11 protein-coding genes are annotated in these 16,489 nt (G+C 64.9%); 4 read left to right on the top strand and 7 right to left on the bottom strand.

Annotation, left to right across the window (positions count from 1 at the left end):
- Nucleotides 1–33: 33 nt before the first annotated feature.
- Entirely contained in the window at nucleotides 34–873 is an 840-nt protein-coding gene (gene ntrB / locus Q376_RS0103695) for a nitrate ABC transporter permease (RefSeq protein WP_027349166.1), read from the bottom strand.
- Entirely contained in the window at nucleotides 870–2,255 is a 1,386-nt protein-coding gene (locus Q376_RS0103690; protein WP_027349165.1) for a CmpA/NrtA family ABC transporter substrate-binding protein, read from the bottom strand. Before Q376_RS0103690 ends, ntrB begins: the two co-directional genes overlap by 4 nt.
- A 186-nt stretch (nucleotides 2,256–2,441) precedes the next feature.
- On the opposite strand from Q376_RS0103690, the gene Q376_RS0103685 reads away from it, so the two are divergent.
- The gene (locus Q376_RS0103685) at nucleotides 2,442–4,343 is read left to right on the top strand and encodes a sigma 54-interacting transcriptional regulator (RefSeq protein ID WP_027349164.1); all 1,902 of its coding nucleotides are present in this window, start codon (nucleotides 2,442–2,444) and stop codon (nucleotides 4,341–4,343) included.
- 406 nt (nucleotides 4,344–4,749) lie between these two features.
- On the top strand, nucleotides 4,750–5,715 hold the full coding sequence (locus Q376_RS21315) for a DNA-binding protein (RefSeq protein WP_043446101.1): 966 nt from the start codon (nucleotides 4,750–4,752) through the stop codon (nucleotides 5,713–5,715).
- A 170-nt stretch (nucleotides 5,716–5,885) separates the two neighbouring features.
- Here Q376_RS21315 and Q376_RS0103675 read toward each other — a convergent pair whose 3' ends face one another.
- The 3 genes from Q376_RS0103675 to nfuA form a co-directional block, all read right to left on the bottom strand.
- Nucleotides 5,886–7,229 (bottom strand): DUF445 domain-containing protein, encoded by a 1,344-nt coding sequence (locus tag Q376_RS0103675; protein WP_027349163.1) that lies wholly within the window; start codon nucleotides 7,227–7,229, stop codon nucleotides 5,886–5,888.
- 34 nt (nucleotides 7,230–7,263) lie between these two features.
- Nucleotides 7,264–8,574, bottom strand: a complete 1,311-nt coding sequence (locus Q376_RS0103670; RefSeq protein WP_052364925.1) for an Nramp family divalent metal transporter — start codon at nucleotides 8,572–8,574, stop codon at nucleotides 7,264–7,266.
- A 266-nt stretch (nucleotides 8,575–8,840) separates the two neighbouring features.
- Complete coding sequence (gene nfuA / locus Q376_RS0103665) at nucleotides 8,841–9,455, bottom strand: Fe-S biogenesis protein NfuA (protein WP_043446098.1); 615 nt, start codon at nucleotides 9,453–9,455, stop codon at nucleotides 8,841–8,843.
- A gap of 325 nt (nucleotides 9,456–9,780) precedes the next feature.
- On the opposite strand from nfuA, the gene metH reads away from it, so the two are divergent.
- Both metH and rlmA read left to right on the top strand, forming a co-directional pair.
- Entirely contained in the window at nucleotides 9,781–13,494 is a 3,714-nt protein-coding gene (gene metH, locus Q376_RS0103660; protein ID WP_027349160.1) for a methionine synthase, read from the top strand.
- Between the two features lie 138 nt (nucleotides 13,495–13,632).
- A complete protein-coding gene (rlmA, locus tag Q376_RS0103655; RefSeq protein WP_027349159.1) occupies nucleotides 13,633–14,451 on the top strand; it encodes a 23S rRNA (guanine(745)-N(1))-methyltransferase in 819 nt (272 codons plus the stop codon).
- Here rlmA and smrA read toward each other — a convergent pair whose 3' ends face one another.
- A complete protein-coding gene (smrA, locus tag Q376_RS0103650) occupies nucleotides 14,452–15,045 on the bottom strand; it encodes a DNA endonuclease SmrA (protein ID WP_027349158.1) in 594 nt (197 codons plus the stop codon). It lies immediately after the preceding gene.
- Nucleotides 15,042–16,358, bottom strand: coding sequence for a YihY family inner membrane protein (locus Q376_RS21310; protein WP_081803391.1), 1,317 nt, complete (start codon nucleotides 16,356–16,358; stop codon nucleotides 15,042–15,044). The genes smrA and Q376_RS21310 overlap by 4 nt, the downstream gene beginning before the upstream one ends.
- Nucleotides 16,359–16,489: the final 131 nt, after the last annotated feature.

The following is a 16,489-nucleotide window of genomic DNA, read 5'->3' as shown; positions in this document are numbered from 1 at the left end:
GGAGCAAGGGGCGGTGCGGTCATCGATTCGCCCTCATTCCCGGAAGGTGACGAGGCGAGTGCAGACGGCGAGCAGGCGGTCGAGCAGCATGCCGACCAACCCGATCATCAGGATCGCCACGATCACGTTGACGATCGACAGGTTGTTCCACTCGTTCCAGACGAAGTAGCCGATACCGGTGCCGCCGACGAGCATTTCAGCCGCGACGATGACCAGCCAGGCGATGCCGATCGAGATGCGCATGCCGGTGAGAATCGTCGGCGCCGCCGCCGGCAGGATCACCGTGAACGCACGCTTCAATGGCGGGATCTCAAGGGTTCGGGCGACGTTGAGCCATTCCTGGCGTACGTTGGCGACACCGAAGGCGGTGTTCATCAGCATCGGCCAGAGCGAGCAGATGAAGATGACGAAGATCGCCGAAGCCGATGAGTCCCGGATCGTGTAGAGCGCAAGCGGCATCCAGGCGAGCGGCGAGATCGGCTTCATGATCTGGATGAAGGGATTGAGCGCCTTAGAGATCAGCGGCGACATCCCGATCAGGAAACCGAGCGGCACAGCGACCAGCAGCGCGAGCGTAAAGCCGAGCAGCACCCGCCCCAGCGAATAGGCGAGCTGAAGCCCGATCCCCTTGTCGTTCGGACCCGCATCGTAGAAGGGATCGCTGAGGTGCTCCCAAAGCGTGGCGGCGAGATCCAGCGGACCCGGCATCGCCGAGGTACCCTGGGTGACCTGCGCGCCCATCAGCGCGGCGTACTCCGGATCGAGCCCCTCCGCCCCCGCCCCGCCCCGGGTGCTCAGGTGCCAGACCGTCAGCAGCACGGCGAGCAGAGCGACGGACAGCACGCCCGCGCGGAGATTCTCGGAGGCTTTCATGTCTCCCTCCGCTTGATTTCGAACGAGGCGAGGTAACCCTCGGGATCGGCCGGATCGAATCGCTTGCCCATCACCGAGAAGGTTTTGCTCGTCTGCTCCGGCGGGGTCATCCCGGCTTCGGCCATCAGCCGCTTGGCGTCAGTGGCCAGATAGACCTCGCGGGCGATGCTCGCGTAGTCGACCTCACCGCGAATCTGCCCCCAGCGTTTCATCTGGGTCATGATCCAGATCGCGAAGCTCTCCCATGGGAAAGGATCGAAATCGATCCGCGCGGGATCACGCTGGACGCTGCCGAGGCCGTCGGCGTAGGTGCCGGTGAGCACCTGCTCGATCACCGTGACCGGCTGGTTGAGATAGCTCGTCGGTGCGATGGCCTCGGCGATTTCGCGACGATTGTCGATGTTCGATGCATAGGCGGTCGCCTCAATGATCGCCCTGAGCAGCGCCGCATAGGTGTTGGGCGCTTCGGTGGCGAACGCCCGGGTCGCGGTGAAGGCGCAGCAGGGATGACCGTCCCACAGCTCCTTCGACAGCATATGGATGAAGCCGATGCCGTCGTAGACCGCGCGCTGGTTGACCGGATCCGGGGCGAGGAAGCCATCGATGTTGTCGGCGCGCAGGTTGGCGACCATGTCGGGCGGCGGCACGACTCGGATCGAGACATCGGTGTCCGGGTTGAGGCCCGCTTCGGCAAGGTAGTAGCGCAGCAGGTAGTTGTGCATCGAGTAGTCGAAGGGCACGGCGAAGCGCATCCCCTTCCAATCGGCGGGGTCGCGCCGCTGCTGGTGCTTCATCGCCAGGGTGATCGCCTGGCCGTTGATGTTCTCGATCGCCGGCACCACCATCGGGGTGGAGTTCGAGCCTGCGCCCATCGAGATCGCCAGCGGCATCGGCACCAGCATCTGCGAGGCGTCGTATTCACCGTTCAAGGTCATGTCGCGGATCACCGCCCAGCCGGCGGTCTTGATCACGTTGACGTCCAGCCCCTGGCGCTCGTAGAAGCCCATCGGGTGGGCCATGATGATCGGCGTGGCGCAGGTGATCGGGATGAACCCGATGTTCAGCTTGGTCTTCTCGAGCGGCCCCGTGCCCTGCGCCAGGACATCGGAAATCATCTCCACCGGCAGCAGCTGCGCGACCGCGGCAGCGGCGGTCGAGGCGCCGACGGCCTTGAGGAAGGCACGACGCGAGCGATCCTGGGGGAAGAGCTTGCGCATTATCGCGCGCTCGACGATACGGGTGATCCGCGCCTCTTCCCCATCGGCCACCTTGGCGGCCTCACCTTGAAGTGCCTTCTCGTGTTCGTCCTGGCCTGCGTGTCGTCCGCACGAACAACCGCCGAGACGTGTCTTGGTCTGGAAGGGATCGTCGAAAAGGCCCATGGTCGGTCTGCTCCTGGATGGTCTCGTTGGCTAATCCAGAGCAATCGCCATGCCATCCGGCGTCTAAATATTTTCTTATTTAAAAACAGCTGATTACCATGGACTCTCGATGTCTCGACCGCAGCCATGTCGCTAACTGACGATTTTTCGTTTCGGGTCGTTACGATAATTCGCTAATCTACGACGATGAACGAGACGCTGCCCTCCCCCTCTCTGAGCCACGCCGAACTCGCCGAGTTCGCCTCGCTCGCCATGATCGTCGTCGATCCGACGATGGACCGGGTGCGCGGCGCCAACCCCGCCGCAGCGAAGCTGCTCGGCGTCGCTGCGGATGCGATGGAGGGGCTGCGCTTCAGCCGCCTCCATCCTGGGCAGGTGCCGGCGCTGATCGTCTTCTCCGAGGCGGTGCTGACGCTTGGGCGCTACTGGACACGGACGCTGACGCCACGCCACGGCGCCGGCAGGGAGCTGTGCGTCGAGTATCGCGGCGACCGGGTGCCCGGCCCGGATGGTCACGACCTGCTGCTGATCACGATGATCGACCTGCTCGAACAGGAGCAGCATGCCAAGGACACCGAGGCGAACCGCTTCCTGACCAGCGGTATCGCCGAGTGGCTGCGCATCGACCGGATCTTTCGCGACATCGAGCGCGAGAACCAGCTGATTCTCAAAGCGGCGGGAGAAGGCATCTATGGGGTCAACGCCGAAGGCAAGACCACCTTTCTCAATCCCGCCGCCGAGGCGCTGCTCGGCTGGCCGGCGGAAGACCTCGTAGGCCGCGACATGCACGCCAGCGTCCACCACCATCATGCCGATGGCCGGCACTACCACAACGGTGATTGCCCGATCTACGCGGCCTTTCGCGACGGTGCCGTGCATACCGTCGCGGATGAGGTGTTCTTTCGCCGCGACGGCTCGTCGTTCCCTGTCGAGTACACCTCCACGCCGATCCGCAATCGCGGAGTGATCGTCGGCGCGGTGATCGTCTTCCGTGACGTCACGCTGCGTCGCGAGGGAGAGGAGCGGCTGAGAAGCGCGCTGGTCGAAGTGGATCGGCTGCGCGAGCGCCTGGAGCTGGAGAACGCCTATCTGCAGGAAGAGATCCGCAACGACATCGACCAGCGCGGTATCGTCGGCCAAAGCCCCGCCATCGACGCTATCTGCCGGCAGATCGAGCTGGTCGCCCCAAGTGACGCCAGCGTGCTGATCAGCGGCGAGTCCGGTACCGGCAAGGAGCTGATCGCGCGCGCCATCCATGATGCGAGCGCCCGCAGAGACCGTCCGATGATCCGGGTCAACTGCGCAGCGGTCCCCCGCGATCTGTTCGAGAGCGAGTTCTTCGGTCACGTCAAGGGCGCCTTCACTGGTGCGCTGCGCGATCGCATCGGCCGCTTCGAACTCGCCGACGGAGGAACGCTGTTTCTCGACGAGGTGGGCGAGATTCCCCTCGAGCTCCAGAGCAAGCTGCTTCGCGTCCTCCAGGAGGGCCAAGTGGAGCGCCTCGGCGAGACACACACGCGCCAGGTCGACGTGCGCATCATCGCCGCGACCAACCGCGAACTCACCCGCGAGGTACGCGAAGGACGCTTCAGGGAGGATCTCTACTTCCGCCTGAACGTCTTCCCGATCCATGCGGCGCCCCTGCGCGAGCGGCTGGAAGACGTGCCGCTGCTGGTCGCCCACTTCCTGCAGAAGCCCGGACGCAAGGGATCCCTCGACGGGCTGAGCGTCCGCGCCGTCGATATGGCGCGACTGCAGAGCTACGACTGGCCGGGCAACATCCGCGAACTGCAGAACGTGATCGAGCGCGCGGTGATTCTCGCCCGCGACGGCAAGCTGACGATCGACCTGCCGAATGGGCGAGCGATCCAGGCTCCCCCATCGGCAACGCCGCCGCGCCCAGCCGATATAAGGCGCGAGAGCGATCGCCGCGCCGCTGAGCGTGCCGACATCGAAGCGGCGCTGCGCGCGGCGAACGGCAAGGTCGCAGGACCGGGCGGCGCCGCCGAGCTGCTCGGAGTGAAGCCGACCACCCTCTCCTCGCGGATCAAGACCCTGGCGCTGAAGCCATGGAAGTATCGGCCCTAGGCCGTGGATGAAAGCCGTCCGCGCTCGAGGACACGACGCTGCAAACCGGCGCGTGCGAGTGCGATCGGAGTGCCCGTTTTCGAAGTGCTCATGTTCACTAGCCAGACCCCGGTTTTCACTGATCTTCGCCTCGGTCCGTCAGCGCCCGTCGACTTTTACGCATAGCATCCGGCCTCCCTGCCCGTCGATTCCAGATACGCGATGAACAATCAAGATAAGGCGGGTAATCTTGAATTTATTCGCTTAATCGTAATGTAAAATCGATAATACGTATTATGCGTAATGGTGACTGAGCAGAGCGGACTGAGGTAGACTCGATCGAGCGCAGCGCCTCCGGACCCATCTCGCTCCACCCGCTCGCGCCGCCCCTCCCCAAGAAGGCCTGCAGCAACGGAGATCCATCGACATGGCCCGCATCGGCATCCAGTACGAAGACGTACAGCGAGCGATCGAGACCTTGATCCAGCGAGGAGACGCGCCCAGCGTGCAGCGTATCCGCGATGTGCTCGGCACCGGCAGCTTCACCACCATCAGCGACCATCTGCGTGAATGGCGTAGCCGCCGGGAGGAAAATCGCGACACACCGCTGCCCCAGAGCATCCCCGAGCGCCTGCAGGACGCGCTGATGGGGCTGTGGCAACAGGCCCAGGAAGAGGCCTATGAGGGGCTCTCCTTCTATCGTCGCCAGGCCGACGAAGGCGTCAGCGAAGCCAAGGCACAGGCCGAGCAGGCACAGCGCTATGCCGAGGACACCCAGCAGAGGCTTGCCGCGCTGGGCGAACGGCTGGATGCCACCCTGGCCCGGCTCGAGGAGAAGACCTCGGGGCTCGCTCGTACCGAAAGCGAGCTGCATCAGACCCGCGCGCTGCTGGAAGAGCGCGACCAGCGATTGCAGATGCGCGATACCCAGATCGCCTCGCTGAGCGAGGAACGCGACCGGCTGGAGCGGGAGCACCTCCAGGCCGTGGAAGGACTCGAACTCGCCCACCGCAAACGGCTCAGCCAGGAAGAAGCCCGTCATGAAACGGCCGAGAGTCGGTTGATGCAGCTGCTCGACGCCGCACGGCATGAAAAGGCCGAGCAGGAGAAGCAAAGCCGCCGGCGTATGGAGCAGCTGGAGGAAAGAATCAGTCGGCTCAGCACCCAGATCGAAGAGCAGCGCCGCGGGCTGCAGGAAGAAGAGCGCAAGCACCGTGATCTGATGCTGCACGCCCAGCAGACCGATCAGCTACTCAACGAAAGCCGTGCGCACAATGACCGCCTCGCCCGCGACCTGAGCGAACGCGACAAAGAGCTCGCACGGGTGAGGACCGAACTACGAGTGCTGCAGGAACGGATCGCCCGAGCACCGATTCCTCCATTCATCTACTGATCGCTTCTTTCTTCATCGCCACGGTTCGCCCCGCTATCCCCGCATTTTGGCGGGGATGGCCCAGCTCGATGGATTCCATCCGGTTGCTGACGAGTTTTGTCGGTATCGATGGGGTTTACCACCGAGGCTTCGTTCTTGTTGTACGCTTAAATCAAGATAACGGTATAAATTCAGTTACCGAACAATGCTCTCGTCACTGCGATCAGCAACGCCACACCGCCGCCCACCACGGCGCCGTTGACTCGAATCCACTGCAGGTCGGGCCCGACCTTCTCCTCGATGGTACCGACCAGGCGCTGGGTCGGCATTCGAGCTTCCGAGAGCGATTCGCGCACGATGGCGCCGATGAACCCCGGATGGTCATCGATCAGCTCGCCGCACCAGCGGCGCAGCCGCTCATCGAACCGCGCCCTGCCGCTCGGCTCGACCAGCTGGCGATCGATCAGCCGGTCGATGCCACGATCGATATAGCGGTTGAGCTGCGAGCCGTCGCTTGCGACTTTTTCCGCCAGCCAGCGCTGGAAGAAAGCCAACCAGCTACGTGCCCCACCCTGGCCGACGAACGCCTCGAACAACGTCTGCTTGCCACGCTCTAGCGCTTGCGCCAGCTTGTGCTCCCCTGGGCGTCCGAGCCTGGCGGCGGTCAGGCGCAGCTGGGCACGCATCCGCAGTCGCAGCGGATGACGCGGATCGGCCTCCACTTCGATCAACTGCTCACGCGCGGCGCGAAGGATCTGGTCGAGCAGCCGTTCGATCTTGTCCCGGTCGTCATCGCCCTCGAGGAACCGCTTGCCCAGCCATACCTTGACCCGTTGCCAGCGTCCCTCCTCCGACAGCGCCTGGAGCTGTTCGAGCAGCATGTCGCGCAGCAGTGCGAACAGCTGGGGATCCACCAGCAGTCGATCGAGCAACCCAAGCGCGCCTTGCCACAGCTGCTCTTCGAGCCGTCGGTCGCTGGCCAACCGGCGCAGCAGCGGTGCGAGCTGCTCGCGTACGTCGATGCGCTCGACGAGCCGGGCGAGCAGCTCGTCGGCCAAAGCCTCCACCCGTGGGTCACCGAGTCGCGCGACCCATTTGACGCATTGGCCGCGAGTGAAGCGGCGAAGCGCTTCGCGCCCTTCGCCATGACGCAACCGCTGGCTGATCAGCTCGGCGAAGGAGAGCTGGGACAAGCGTTCGCGCAGCGCAGCAGGCGAAAGCCACTCCCGCTCGACCATGTCGACGATGCCACGGGAAAGCGCCGCACGGCGCTTGGCGATCAGATCGGTATGACGGGAAAGCAGCGGGATCGGTACCCGGCGAAACAGCGCGGTGACCGCGAACCAGTCGGCGACGCTACCGACCAGCGCCCCTTCGAAGGTGGTGACCAGGATCTGCGCCGCGGTGGATGGCAACCAACCCTGTGCAAGGGTCAGCTCCGCGGCAGCGAAGCCACCGGCGGCAAGCCCCAGGGCGACGCCGCCGCGGTGGCGCGACAGCCAGCCGCGCGACGAACCTGCGCGCGATGCATCCATGCTGGACTCCAGACTAAGGAGGGAGAGCGAGACGCTACAGCAGCACGAAGGTATCGAGCAACAGTTTGAGATTGAGCGCCACGATCAAAAGCGCGATTGCCCATGCCAACACCTTGGTCGACGTCTTGATCGCGAACTCGCCCATGCTTTCGCGCCGCGAGACGAACAGCACCAGCGGGATCACCGCGAAAGGCAGCTGCATCGACAGCACCACCTGGCTCAGGATCAAAAGCCTGCCGACGCCCTGCTCGCCGTATACCGCGATCACGTAGAGCACCGGCAGCACCGCGATCCCCCGGGTGATCAGCCGGCGCAGCCAAGGCGCGAGGCGCAAGCGAAGGAACCCCTCCATCACCACCTGCCCCGCCAAGGTGGCGGTGACGGTAGAGTTGATTCCCGAGGCGAGCAGCGCGACGCCGAACAGCGTGGCCGCCGCCCCCACACCGAGCAAGGGTGCGAGCAGTTGGTAGGCATCTTCGATCTCGGCCACCTCCTGGCCCGCACCGTGGAACACTGCGGCGGCGAGGATCAGGATGCCGGCATTGACGAACAGCGCCAGACTCAGCGCCAAGGTGCTGTCCCAGGTGGCGAAACGTATCGCTTCCCGGCGTCCCTCGACGGTGCGCGGATAGTCCCGGGTCTGCACCAGCGCCGAATGCAGGTAGAGATTGTGCGGCATCACCGTCGCCCCGATGATGCCGATCGCGATGTAGAGCATCGCCGGATTGGTGACGATCTCGGCATCGGGCACGAAAAAGCCGCCGACGATTCCACCGATCGAGGGCGTAGCGAGCGCCAGCTCGACCACGAAGCAGCAGAAGATGGTGACCAGGAGCGTGATCACGAACGCCTCCAGCCAGCGAAAGCCTTTGTGGATCAAGGCCAGTAGCAGCAGCGTATCGAGGATGGTGATCACCGCGCCCCAGGCGATCGGGATACCGAACAGCAGCTTGAGCGCCACCGCGGTGCCGATCACTTCGGCCAGGTCGCAGGCGATGATCGCCAGTTCGCACAGCGCCCACAGGGTCAGGTTGACGGGTCTGGAACAGTGTTCGCGGCAGCTTTGCGCAAGGTCACGATCGGTCGCGATACCGAGCCGCGCGCACAGCGCCTGCAGCAGTACCGCCATCAGGTTGGAAAGCAGGATCACGCACAGCAACGAATAGCCGAAACGCGATCCCCCCTCGAGCGAAGTCGCCCAATTGCCGGGATCCATGTAGCCGACCGAGACCATCGCACCGGGCCCGGTGAAGGCCAGCAAGCGGCGCAGCCAGCCGGCACCGCGCGGCACGCCGACGCTGCCCCGGCGAATATCGCTGTTTTCGTTGGTGACTCTTTGCAGCATGCTGCCCCTCACTCTCGCCCCAAGCTGATTTTTAACTTAGCCAATCCTAACCTCTATTTACCTTGGTTAAAAGATGACACCAGCATCTCGGTCGAGGCGGAGGAAGGAAGGTCCGTGGGGCCTAGCCACGCGCTCTGAGCGAGCCCATCGCAGACCGGCCCTGCGTCTCGGGCGGCAAAGCGACGCCCGCGGTTTTCATTCCCGTCCACGAAAAAGGCCCGCGACCTGGGGGTCACGGGCCTTCGAAGGCGGCTCGGTATCGCGGCTCAGTAGAAGGCGTTGGTGGTATCGCTATGGTCGGTGACGTCGCGAATCCCGCGCAGGTCCGGTACGCGCTCGAGCAGCGTGCGCTCCACCCCTTCCTTGAGGGTCAGATCCACCGCGGCGCAGCCCTGGCAGCCGCCGCCGAACTGGAGCACGGCGACATTCTCGTCGGTGATCTCGATCAGGCGGATCTCACCGCCGTGGGAGGCGAGGCCGGGATTGATTTCACTGTAGAGGACGTAATTGATCTGGTCTTCCAGCGGGCTCGAGGCATTGACCTTGGGCATCTTGGCGTTCGGCGCCTTGATCGTCAGCTGCCCGCCCATGCGGTCGGCGTTGAAATCGACCACCGCGTCCTCGAGAAACGGCTCGCTGTGCGCCTCGATCAACAGCACGAATTTCTCCAGCGGCAGGCGCAGATCGGTGGGCTCTTCCTCGCCGGGACGACAGTAGGCGAGGCAGGTTTCGGCATAGGGCGTGCCGGGCTGGGTGATGAACACGCGCACGCCGATCCCTTCGACGCCCTGTTTCTCGAGCAGCTCGGCGAGATAGTCCTGCGCGCTGGCGGTGATCTGGAGGCCGGCACCCTCGACCACGCTCTCTTCGGTATGTTGCATGTCGAACTCTCTGCACTGTATGCGGTGACGTTACGAGATGACGTATGGTGTCCATGGTACGCGATCGGCTCGTCGCGGTAAAACCAGAGCGATCTTGTCAAGTATGGCGCGCGGGCGTACAGCATGACCGTCGTTCATCCAGCAGCGGAGAAAGATTCATTTCCCTAACGCTTGCGCATCCGCGATCCTAGACGGCTACTCGTCCAGGCCAGCTCGTGCTGGGCCGAAGGGGTGGTTTTCGCTACCATCTCGCATCGTCACGACCATCGCCATGACGCCCCGTCACGCCTCCCACCAGCTTGCAGCAGCAGAGAAAGCCGTTCCCATGACCCAATCCCCGATCAGCCGCGAGGCGACCCTCGCCGAACTCCAAAGCGCACTGCGACAGCGCATCCTGATCCTCGATGGCGGCATGGGCACGATGATCCAGCAGGAGCGTCTCGAGGAGGCGGACTTCCGCGGCGAGCGCTTCGCGCAGTGGCCGAGCGAGGTCAAGGGCAACAACGACCTGCTGGTGTTGACCCAGGGAGCGTTGATCAAATCGCTGCACCGCGCCTATCTCGACGCTGGTGCCGATATCGTCGAGACCAATACCTTCAACAGCACCAGGCTGTCGCAGTCCGACTACGGCATGGAGGCACTGGTCCCCGAGCTCAACCGCGAGGCCGCGCGCATCGCCCGCGAGGCCTGCGACGAAGTCGCGCGCGCCACCGGGGTGCCGCGCTTCGTCGCCGGCGTCCTCGGCCCGACCAGCCGGACCGCCTCGCTCTCTCCCGACGTCAACGATCCGGCCAAGCGCAACGTCACCTTCGACCAGCTGCGCGAAAACTACTTCGAGGCGGCCGAGGCGCTGATCGAGGGCGGCTGCGATCTGATCCTGGTCGAGACCATCTTCGATACCCTGAATGCCAAGGCGGCGCTGTTCGCCCTCGACGAGCTGTTCGAACAACGCGGCGAAAGGCTGCCGGTGATGATCTCGGGAACCATCACCGACGCCTCCGGACGCACCCTCTCCGGCCAGACCACCGAGGCGTTCTGGAACTCGGTACGCCACGCCAGGCCGCTGACCATCGGGCTCAACTGTGCGCTCGGCGCCGCCGACCTGCGCCCCTATCTCGAAGAGCTGGCGACCAAGGCCGACACCTTCGTCTCCGCCCACCCCAATGCGGGGCTACCCAACGAGTTCGGCGAGTACGATCAGAGCGCCGAGGAGATGGCGGCGATCGTGCGCGAGTTCGGTGAGAGCGGGCTGCTCAACGTGATCGGCGGCTGCTGTGGCTCGACGCCTGCGCACATCGCCGCGATCGCCGCGGCGATGCAAGGCCTGCCCCCTCGCGCAGTGCCCGAGATCGCGCCCGCCTGCCGGCTCTCGGGCCTCGAGCCGTTCAACATCGACGCCGGCTCGCTGTTCGTCAACGTCGGCGAGCGCACCAACGTCACCGGTTCCGCGCGATTCAAGCGGCTGATCAAGGAAGAAGACTTCACCACCGCGCTCGAGGTCGCGCTCGAACAGGTGGAGAGCGGCGCCCAGATCATCGACGTCAACATGGACGAGGGCATGCTCGACTCCCAGGCGGCGATGGTGCAGTTCCTCAACCTGATCGCCTCGGAGCCGGACATCTGCCGGGTGCCGGTGATGATCGACTCCTCCAAGTGGGAGATCATCGAGGCCGGGCTCAAGTGCGTGCAGGGCAAGGCGGTGGTCAACTCGATCTCGCTCAAGGAGGGCGAAGCGGCGTTTCGCCACCACGCCACGCTTTGCCGGCGCTTCGGTGCGGCGATCGTGGTGATGGCCTTCGACGAAGAGGGCCAGGCCGATACCTTCGCGCGCAAGACCGAGATCTGCGCCCGCGCCTACCGCATCCTGGTCGAGGAGATCGGCTTTCCCGCCGAGGACATCATCTTCGACCCCAACATCTTCGCCATCGCCACAGGGATCGAAGAGCACGACAACTACGCGGTCGACTTCATCCAGGCGACCGAGTGGATTCGCGATCACCTGCCCCACGCCATGGTCTCCGGCGGCGTCTCCAACGTGTCGTTCTCGTTTCGCGGCAACAACCCGGTACGCGAGGCGATCCACTCGGTGTTCCTCTATCACGCGATCAAGGCCGGGCTGAGCATGGGGATCGTCAATGCCGGCCAGTTGGCGGTTTATGACGACCTGCCCACCGAACTGCGCGAAGCGGTCGAGGACGTGGTGCTCAATCGCCGCAAGGACGGCACCGAACGACTGCTCGAGATCGCCGAGCGCTATCGCGGCGACGGCTCGGGCGGCACCAAGAAAGAAGACCTGGAGTGGCGCTCCCTGCCGGTCGGAAAACGCATCGAGCATGCGCTGGTCAAGGGCATCACCGCCTTCATCGAGGAGGACACCGAGCTCGCTCGCCAGCAGGCCAGCAGGCCGATCGAGGTGATCGAGGGGCCACTGATGGATGGCATGAACGTGGTCGGCGACCTGTTCGGCGCCGGCAAGATGTTCCTGCCCCAGGTAGTCAAGTCCGCCCGGGTGATGAAGCAGGCGGTGGCCTATTTGATCCCCTACATCGAAGCCGAAAAGAGCGGCGATGCGCAGACCAAGGGCAAGGTGGTGATGGCGACGGTCAAGGGCGATGTCCACGACATCGGCAAGAACATCGTCGGCGTGGTGCTGCAGTGCAACAACTACGAGGTCATCGATCTCGGTGTGATGGTGCCGGCGGAGAGGATTCTCACCACCGCTCGCGAGGTGGGCGCCGACATCATCGGTCTCTCCGGGCTGATCACCCCTTCGCTGGACGAGATGGTCCACGTCGCCAAGGAGATGCAGCGCCAGGGCTTCGAACTGCCGCTGCTGATCGGTGGGGCGACCACCTCCAAGGCGCACACCGCGGTGAAGATAGAGCCCAACTACGCCTCTCCAGTGGTCTACGTCACCGACGCCTCGCGCGCGGTGGGCGTCGCCAGCAGGCTGCTCTCCCCCACGCTCAAGCCAGCCTACGTCGCCGAGATCCGTGAGGAGTACGAGCGGGTGCGCGAGCGCAACGCCAAGCGTCGGCCGAAGGCCGCCGACCTGAGCTACGCCCAGGCCCGCGCCCACAAGCCCAAGCTGGACTGGGCCGGCTACCAGCCGCCCCGCCCCGGCTTCATCGGGCTGAAGAGCTTCGACGACTACGACCTCAACGAACTGGTCGAGCGGATCGACTGGACCCCGTTCTTCATGAGCTGGCAGCTGGTCGGCAAGTATCCGAAGATCTTCGACGACGAAGTGGTCGGCGAGGCGGCGCGCACGCTGTTCGATGACGCGCAGAAGATGCTCGCCACGCTGATCGATGAGCGTCACATCCAGGCCCGCGGCGTGATCGGCTTCTGGCCGGCGGCGACGGTGGACGATGACGTGATCGAGGTCTATGCCGACGAGTCGCGTCGCGAGGTGATCCAACGGCTCAACCATATCCGCCAGCAGAGCGCCAAGGGCCCCGGCGGCGTCTGCCTCAGCCTGGCCGACTTCATCGCCCCCAAGGAGAGCGGCCGGGACGACTGGATCGGCGGTTTCGCGGTGACCACCGGCCACGGCTGCGACGAGCTCGCCAAGCGCTACGAAGCCGCGGGCGACGACTACAACTCGATCATGGTCAAAGCCCTCGCCGACCGCCTCGCCGAGGCCTTCGCCGAAAGGATGCACGAGCGGGTACGCAAGGAGTTCTGGGGCTACGCCCGGGACGAGGCGCTCGACAACGATGCGCTGATCAACGAGAAGTACCGCGGCATCCGCCCGGCGCCCGGCTATCCGGCCTGCCCCGACCATACCGAGAAGGCGACCCTGTTCACTCTGCTCGAGGCCACCGAGCGCGCCGGGCTCGAACTGACCGAGAGCTTCGCGATGTGGCCTGCCGCCGCGGTCTCCGGCTGGTACTTCGCCCATCCCGAGTCACGCTACTTCTCCACCGGCAAGATCGGCAAGGACCAAGTGCAGGCGCTCGCCACCCGCAAAGGCATGTCGCTCGAGACCATGGAGCGCTGGCTCTCGCCGGTGCTCTCCTACAACCCCGACGAATGAGCCGTTCCGCCGCCTTGCCACCCGCCCGACGGGCACCGGTGGCAAGGCGGCGACAACGCCTCTTGCGCAGAAGCCTCCAGCAAGCGCCAGTCCCGTCGCGTACAATCAGCGTTCCGTTCACCAGCCCGATCTTCCCCGATGCCCTATCGCTGTCCCCTCTGCTTCGAACCGCTGCACGCCGAAGCCACCGGCCTGCGCTGCGCCAATCGCCACCACTTCGATCGTGCCCGCGAAGGCTACGTCCACCTGCTGCCAGTCCAGCGCAAGCACTCCAAGGCCCCCGGGGACGATGCGTCGATGATCCAGGCCCGCCGTCGTTTTCTCGACGCGGGCCACTTCGCTGCGCTGCGTGAGGAACTCAGTGCCCGGCTGCTCGCCCGGCAGCCCGGACGGATGCTCGACATCGGTTGTGGAGAGGGCCACTACACTGGCGCTTTCGCCGAGGCACTGTCGCAGACATCGGTGAATCCATCCAAGATAACGGTATATGGGATGGACATCAGCAAGCCGGCGGTGCGTCTGGCGGCCAAGCGCCATCGCAGCGCCGCCTTCTGCGTCGCCTCGATCCGCGAGCTGCCCTATCTCGACTCAAGCTTCGACCTGGTCAGCCGAATCTACGCGCCGAGCGAACCGGGCGAACTCCACCGCGTTATCCGCCCCGGCGGTGAACTACTGATCGTCACGCCCGGCAGGCGCCACCTGCATGCGCTGCGTGAGCTGCTCTACGCCCAGGTCCAGGAGCACGACGAGGAAGACCCCCCACCTTCCGGCTTCGTGCTGACCGACAGCGCGAAGATCGGCTATCGGATGACCCTCGACGGCGCCCAGGCGCTCGATCTGCTGCGCATGACCCCGTTCGCCTGGCGTGCCGATGAAACCTTGCAGGAGCGGCTGGCGAAAAGCTCGCGCTTCGACTGCGAGGCCGAGTTCCTGATCCGCCACTATCGAAGGCTTTGATCAGCCACGACGCAGCTGATGGCGCTCGCGGTTGTGCTGGCGCGCACGTTCGGACTTGCGCAGCACCACGTAGCACGCACCCAGGCCACCGTGGCGCGCCTGCGCGGAGCAGTAGGCCTGAACCTCGTCGAACTGGGCCAGCCACTTGGCCACGTAGGAGCGCAATACGTTGGCCGGGGAGGCATCCTCCCTGCCCCGCCCATGAACGATCAGCAGCGAGCGCAGCTGGTGGCGGTGCGCATCGCGAATGAAGGTGAACAGCTCACCACGGCACTGCTCGAGGGCACGTCGCTGCAAATGCAGCTGGGCCTCGATCGCATAGCGCCCCTGGCTGAGTTTGTCGAACAGCCCGCTCTGGATCCCGTCTCGGCGAAAGGCGAGCGGTTGGTCATGGGGCAGCAGCTCGACGAACTCGTCGCTGAGGAAGTTGGTCTCCTGGCCGCTCGCCTCAGCGTTGGCCCGGCGGGCCAGCTGCGCTTCGCTCGGGCCGCGGCGCGCGGCTCTACTGTCGGCCTTGGCTGCACGCCTGGCCAAAGGCGTCACATCGGCCATTTCCCGCTCGAACAGCCGACGATCGTAATCCTCGAATGTCAATGGTCCGTCTCCTGGGCTGGCGAATGGGCGATCTGGCGTATCGTCTCAGGCATGTCGCGCATGCTCTGCGCCGGCTCGAACAGCGCAGCGACAGGCGTATCCAACTGCGCCCGGCTCTGCTCACGGTAGGCCAGTAGCTTTTCGTTGAGTCTCTCGGCGCCGAAGGGCGGCAGCAGCTCGCCCGGCGGTGCCTCTGACGGCAACGGCCAGGGCAGCTCTTCGATCACCCGCCACAGCGGCAAGGTTTCGAGCGACTGCGCAAGCACCCAGCGACCTCCTTCCAGCTCGGCGATCCAGCCCCGCTCGACCATCGGCGACATCAGGCTGCGATAGCCACCACCGATCCGTCGGGCCAGCACCTTGCCGCTGACCGGTTCTCCACTGCGGTGCGCCTGATGCAGCCACGCCAGCACCGCCAGCGCCTGCCAAAGCGGTGCGAACCGGCGCCACTCACCGCGCTGGGTCACGCCAAGCCAGGCGATGAACTCAGCGCCGAACAGGATGATCAGCCAGGAGGTGTAGATCCAGAGCAAGAACAGCGGCACCGCGGCAAAGGCGCCGTAGATCAGCTGGTAGGAGGGAAAGTTGGCGACGTAGAGACCGAAGCCGAACTTGGCCAGCTCGATCAACAGCGCCGTGAGCAGCGCACCGGCGGCGGCGTGATGAAGCCGCACCCGGTAGTTCGGAATCACCATGTAGATGAACAGGAAGGCAAGGAAGCTGAGCAGCGGCGACAGCAACGACAGCAGCACGTCGTTGCTGACGCCTGCCACCGCGTCGCTGAACAACCGCAGCGACGCCACATAGGAGGAGATGACGAAGGCCGCGCCGATCAGCAGCGGTCCGAGGGTCAGCACCGCCCAGTACATCAAGAAGCTCGACACCCCGCTGCGAGAGCTGCCCACCTGCCAGATGTCGTTGAAGGCCTGCTCGATGGTGACCATCATCATCACCGCGGTGATGAAGAGAAACCCGAGGCCGACGAAGGTCAGGTTGCGCGCCTGGCTCGAGAAGTTGTTCAACTGTTCGAGCACCACCTGCCCGGTGGCCGGCACGAACTGCTGGAACAGATAGCCCTGGACCTGCTCGCCGACTCCTTGGAACTCGGGCACTGCGGCCAGCATGCTGTAGAGCACGGTACTCAGCGGCACCACCGCGAAGAGCGTGGTGTAGGTCAGCGATGCGGCGGTCTTGAAGCCGCTGTGGCGCATGAAGCGCGAGTAGAGCTGCGCCACCGCCTCGCCCAGCCGACGCTGGTCGTGGCCGCGCGCGAGCGGCAGCGCCGCCAATCGATGAAGCCAGTTCAGTCGCATGTTCGAGCCCCGCGAGCGAAGAGTCCATGCCGGCGTCGGATCGGCGACGCCGGCACGAAGCGCGAGCGAGCCGCGCGTTGCCATGACCGAAGCCTAGCATAGGCTTGCGACGACACGTTCGCGGCCACCGT

It is taken from the genome of Halotalea alkalilenta DSM 17697 (assembly GCF_000621205.1).
In the GTDB taxonomy this organism is placed as follows: Bacteria; Pseudomonadota; Gammaproteobacteria; order Pseudomonadales; family Halomonadaceae; genus Halotalea; species Halotalea alkalilenta.
Note: the sequence above shows the minus strand (reverse complement) of the source record. Positions and strands in the feature narration are given on the sequence as shown.

What these genes read in the sequence shown, in the direction of transcription:
- ntrB (WP_027349166.1), bottom strand. Translation starts at nt 873, where the DNA reads ATGAAAGCCTCCGAGAATCTCCGCGCGGGCGTGCTGTCCGTCGCTCTG.
- Q376_RS0103690 (WP_027349165.1), bottom strand. Translation starts at nt 2,255, where the DNA reads ATGGGCCTTTTCGACGATCCCTTCCAGACCAAGACACGTCTCGGCGGT.
- Q376_RS0103685 (WP_027349164.1), top strand. Translation starts at nt 2,442, where the DNA reads ATGAACGAGACGCTGCCCTCCCCCTCTCTGAGCCACGCCGAACTCGCC.
- Q376_RS21315 (WP_043446101.1), top strand. Translation starts at nt 4,750, where the DNA reads ATGGCCCGCATCGGCATCCAGTACGAAGACGTACAGCGAGCGATCGAG.
- Q376_RS0103675 (WP_027349163.1), bottom strand. Translation starts at nt 7,229, where the DNA reads ATGGATGCATCGCGCGCAGGTTCGTCGCGCGGCTGGCTGTCGCGCCAC.
- Q376_RS0103670 (WP_052364925.1), bottom strand. Translation starts at nt 8,574, where the DNA reads ATGCTGCAAAGAGTCACCAACGAAAACAGCGATATTCGCCGGGGCAGC.
- nfuA (WP_043446098.1), bottom strand. Translation starts at nt 9,455, where the DNA reads ATGCAACATACCGAAGAGAGCGTGGTCGAGGGTGCCGGCCTCCAGATC.
- metH (WP_027349160.1), top strand. Translation starts at nt 9,781, where the DNA reads ATGACCCAATCCCCGATCAGCCGCGAGGCGACCCTCGCCGAACTCCAA.
- rlmA (WP_027349159.1), top strand. Translation starts at nt 13,633, where the DNA reads ATGCCCTATCGCTGTCCCCTCTGCTTCGAACCGCTGCACGCCGAAGCC.
- Q376_RS21310 (WP_081803391.1), bottom strand. Translation starts at nt 16,358, where the DNA reads ATGCGACTGAACTGGCTTCATCGATTGGCGGCGCTGCCGCTCGCGCGC.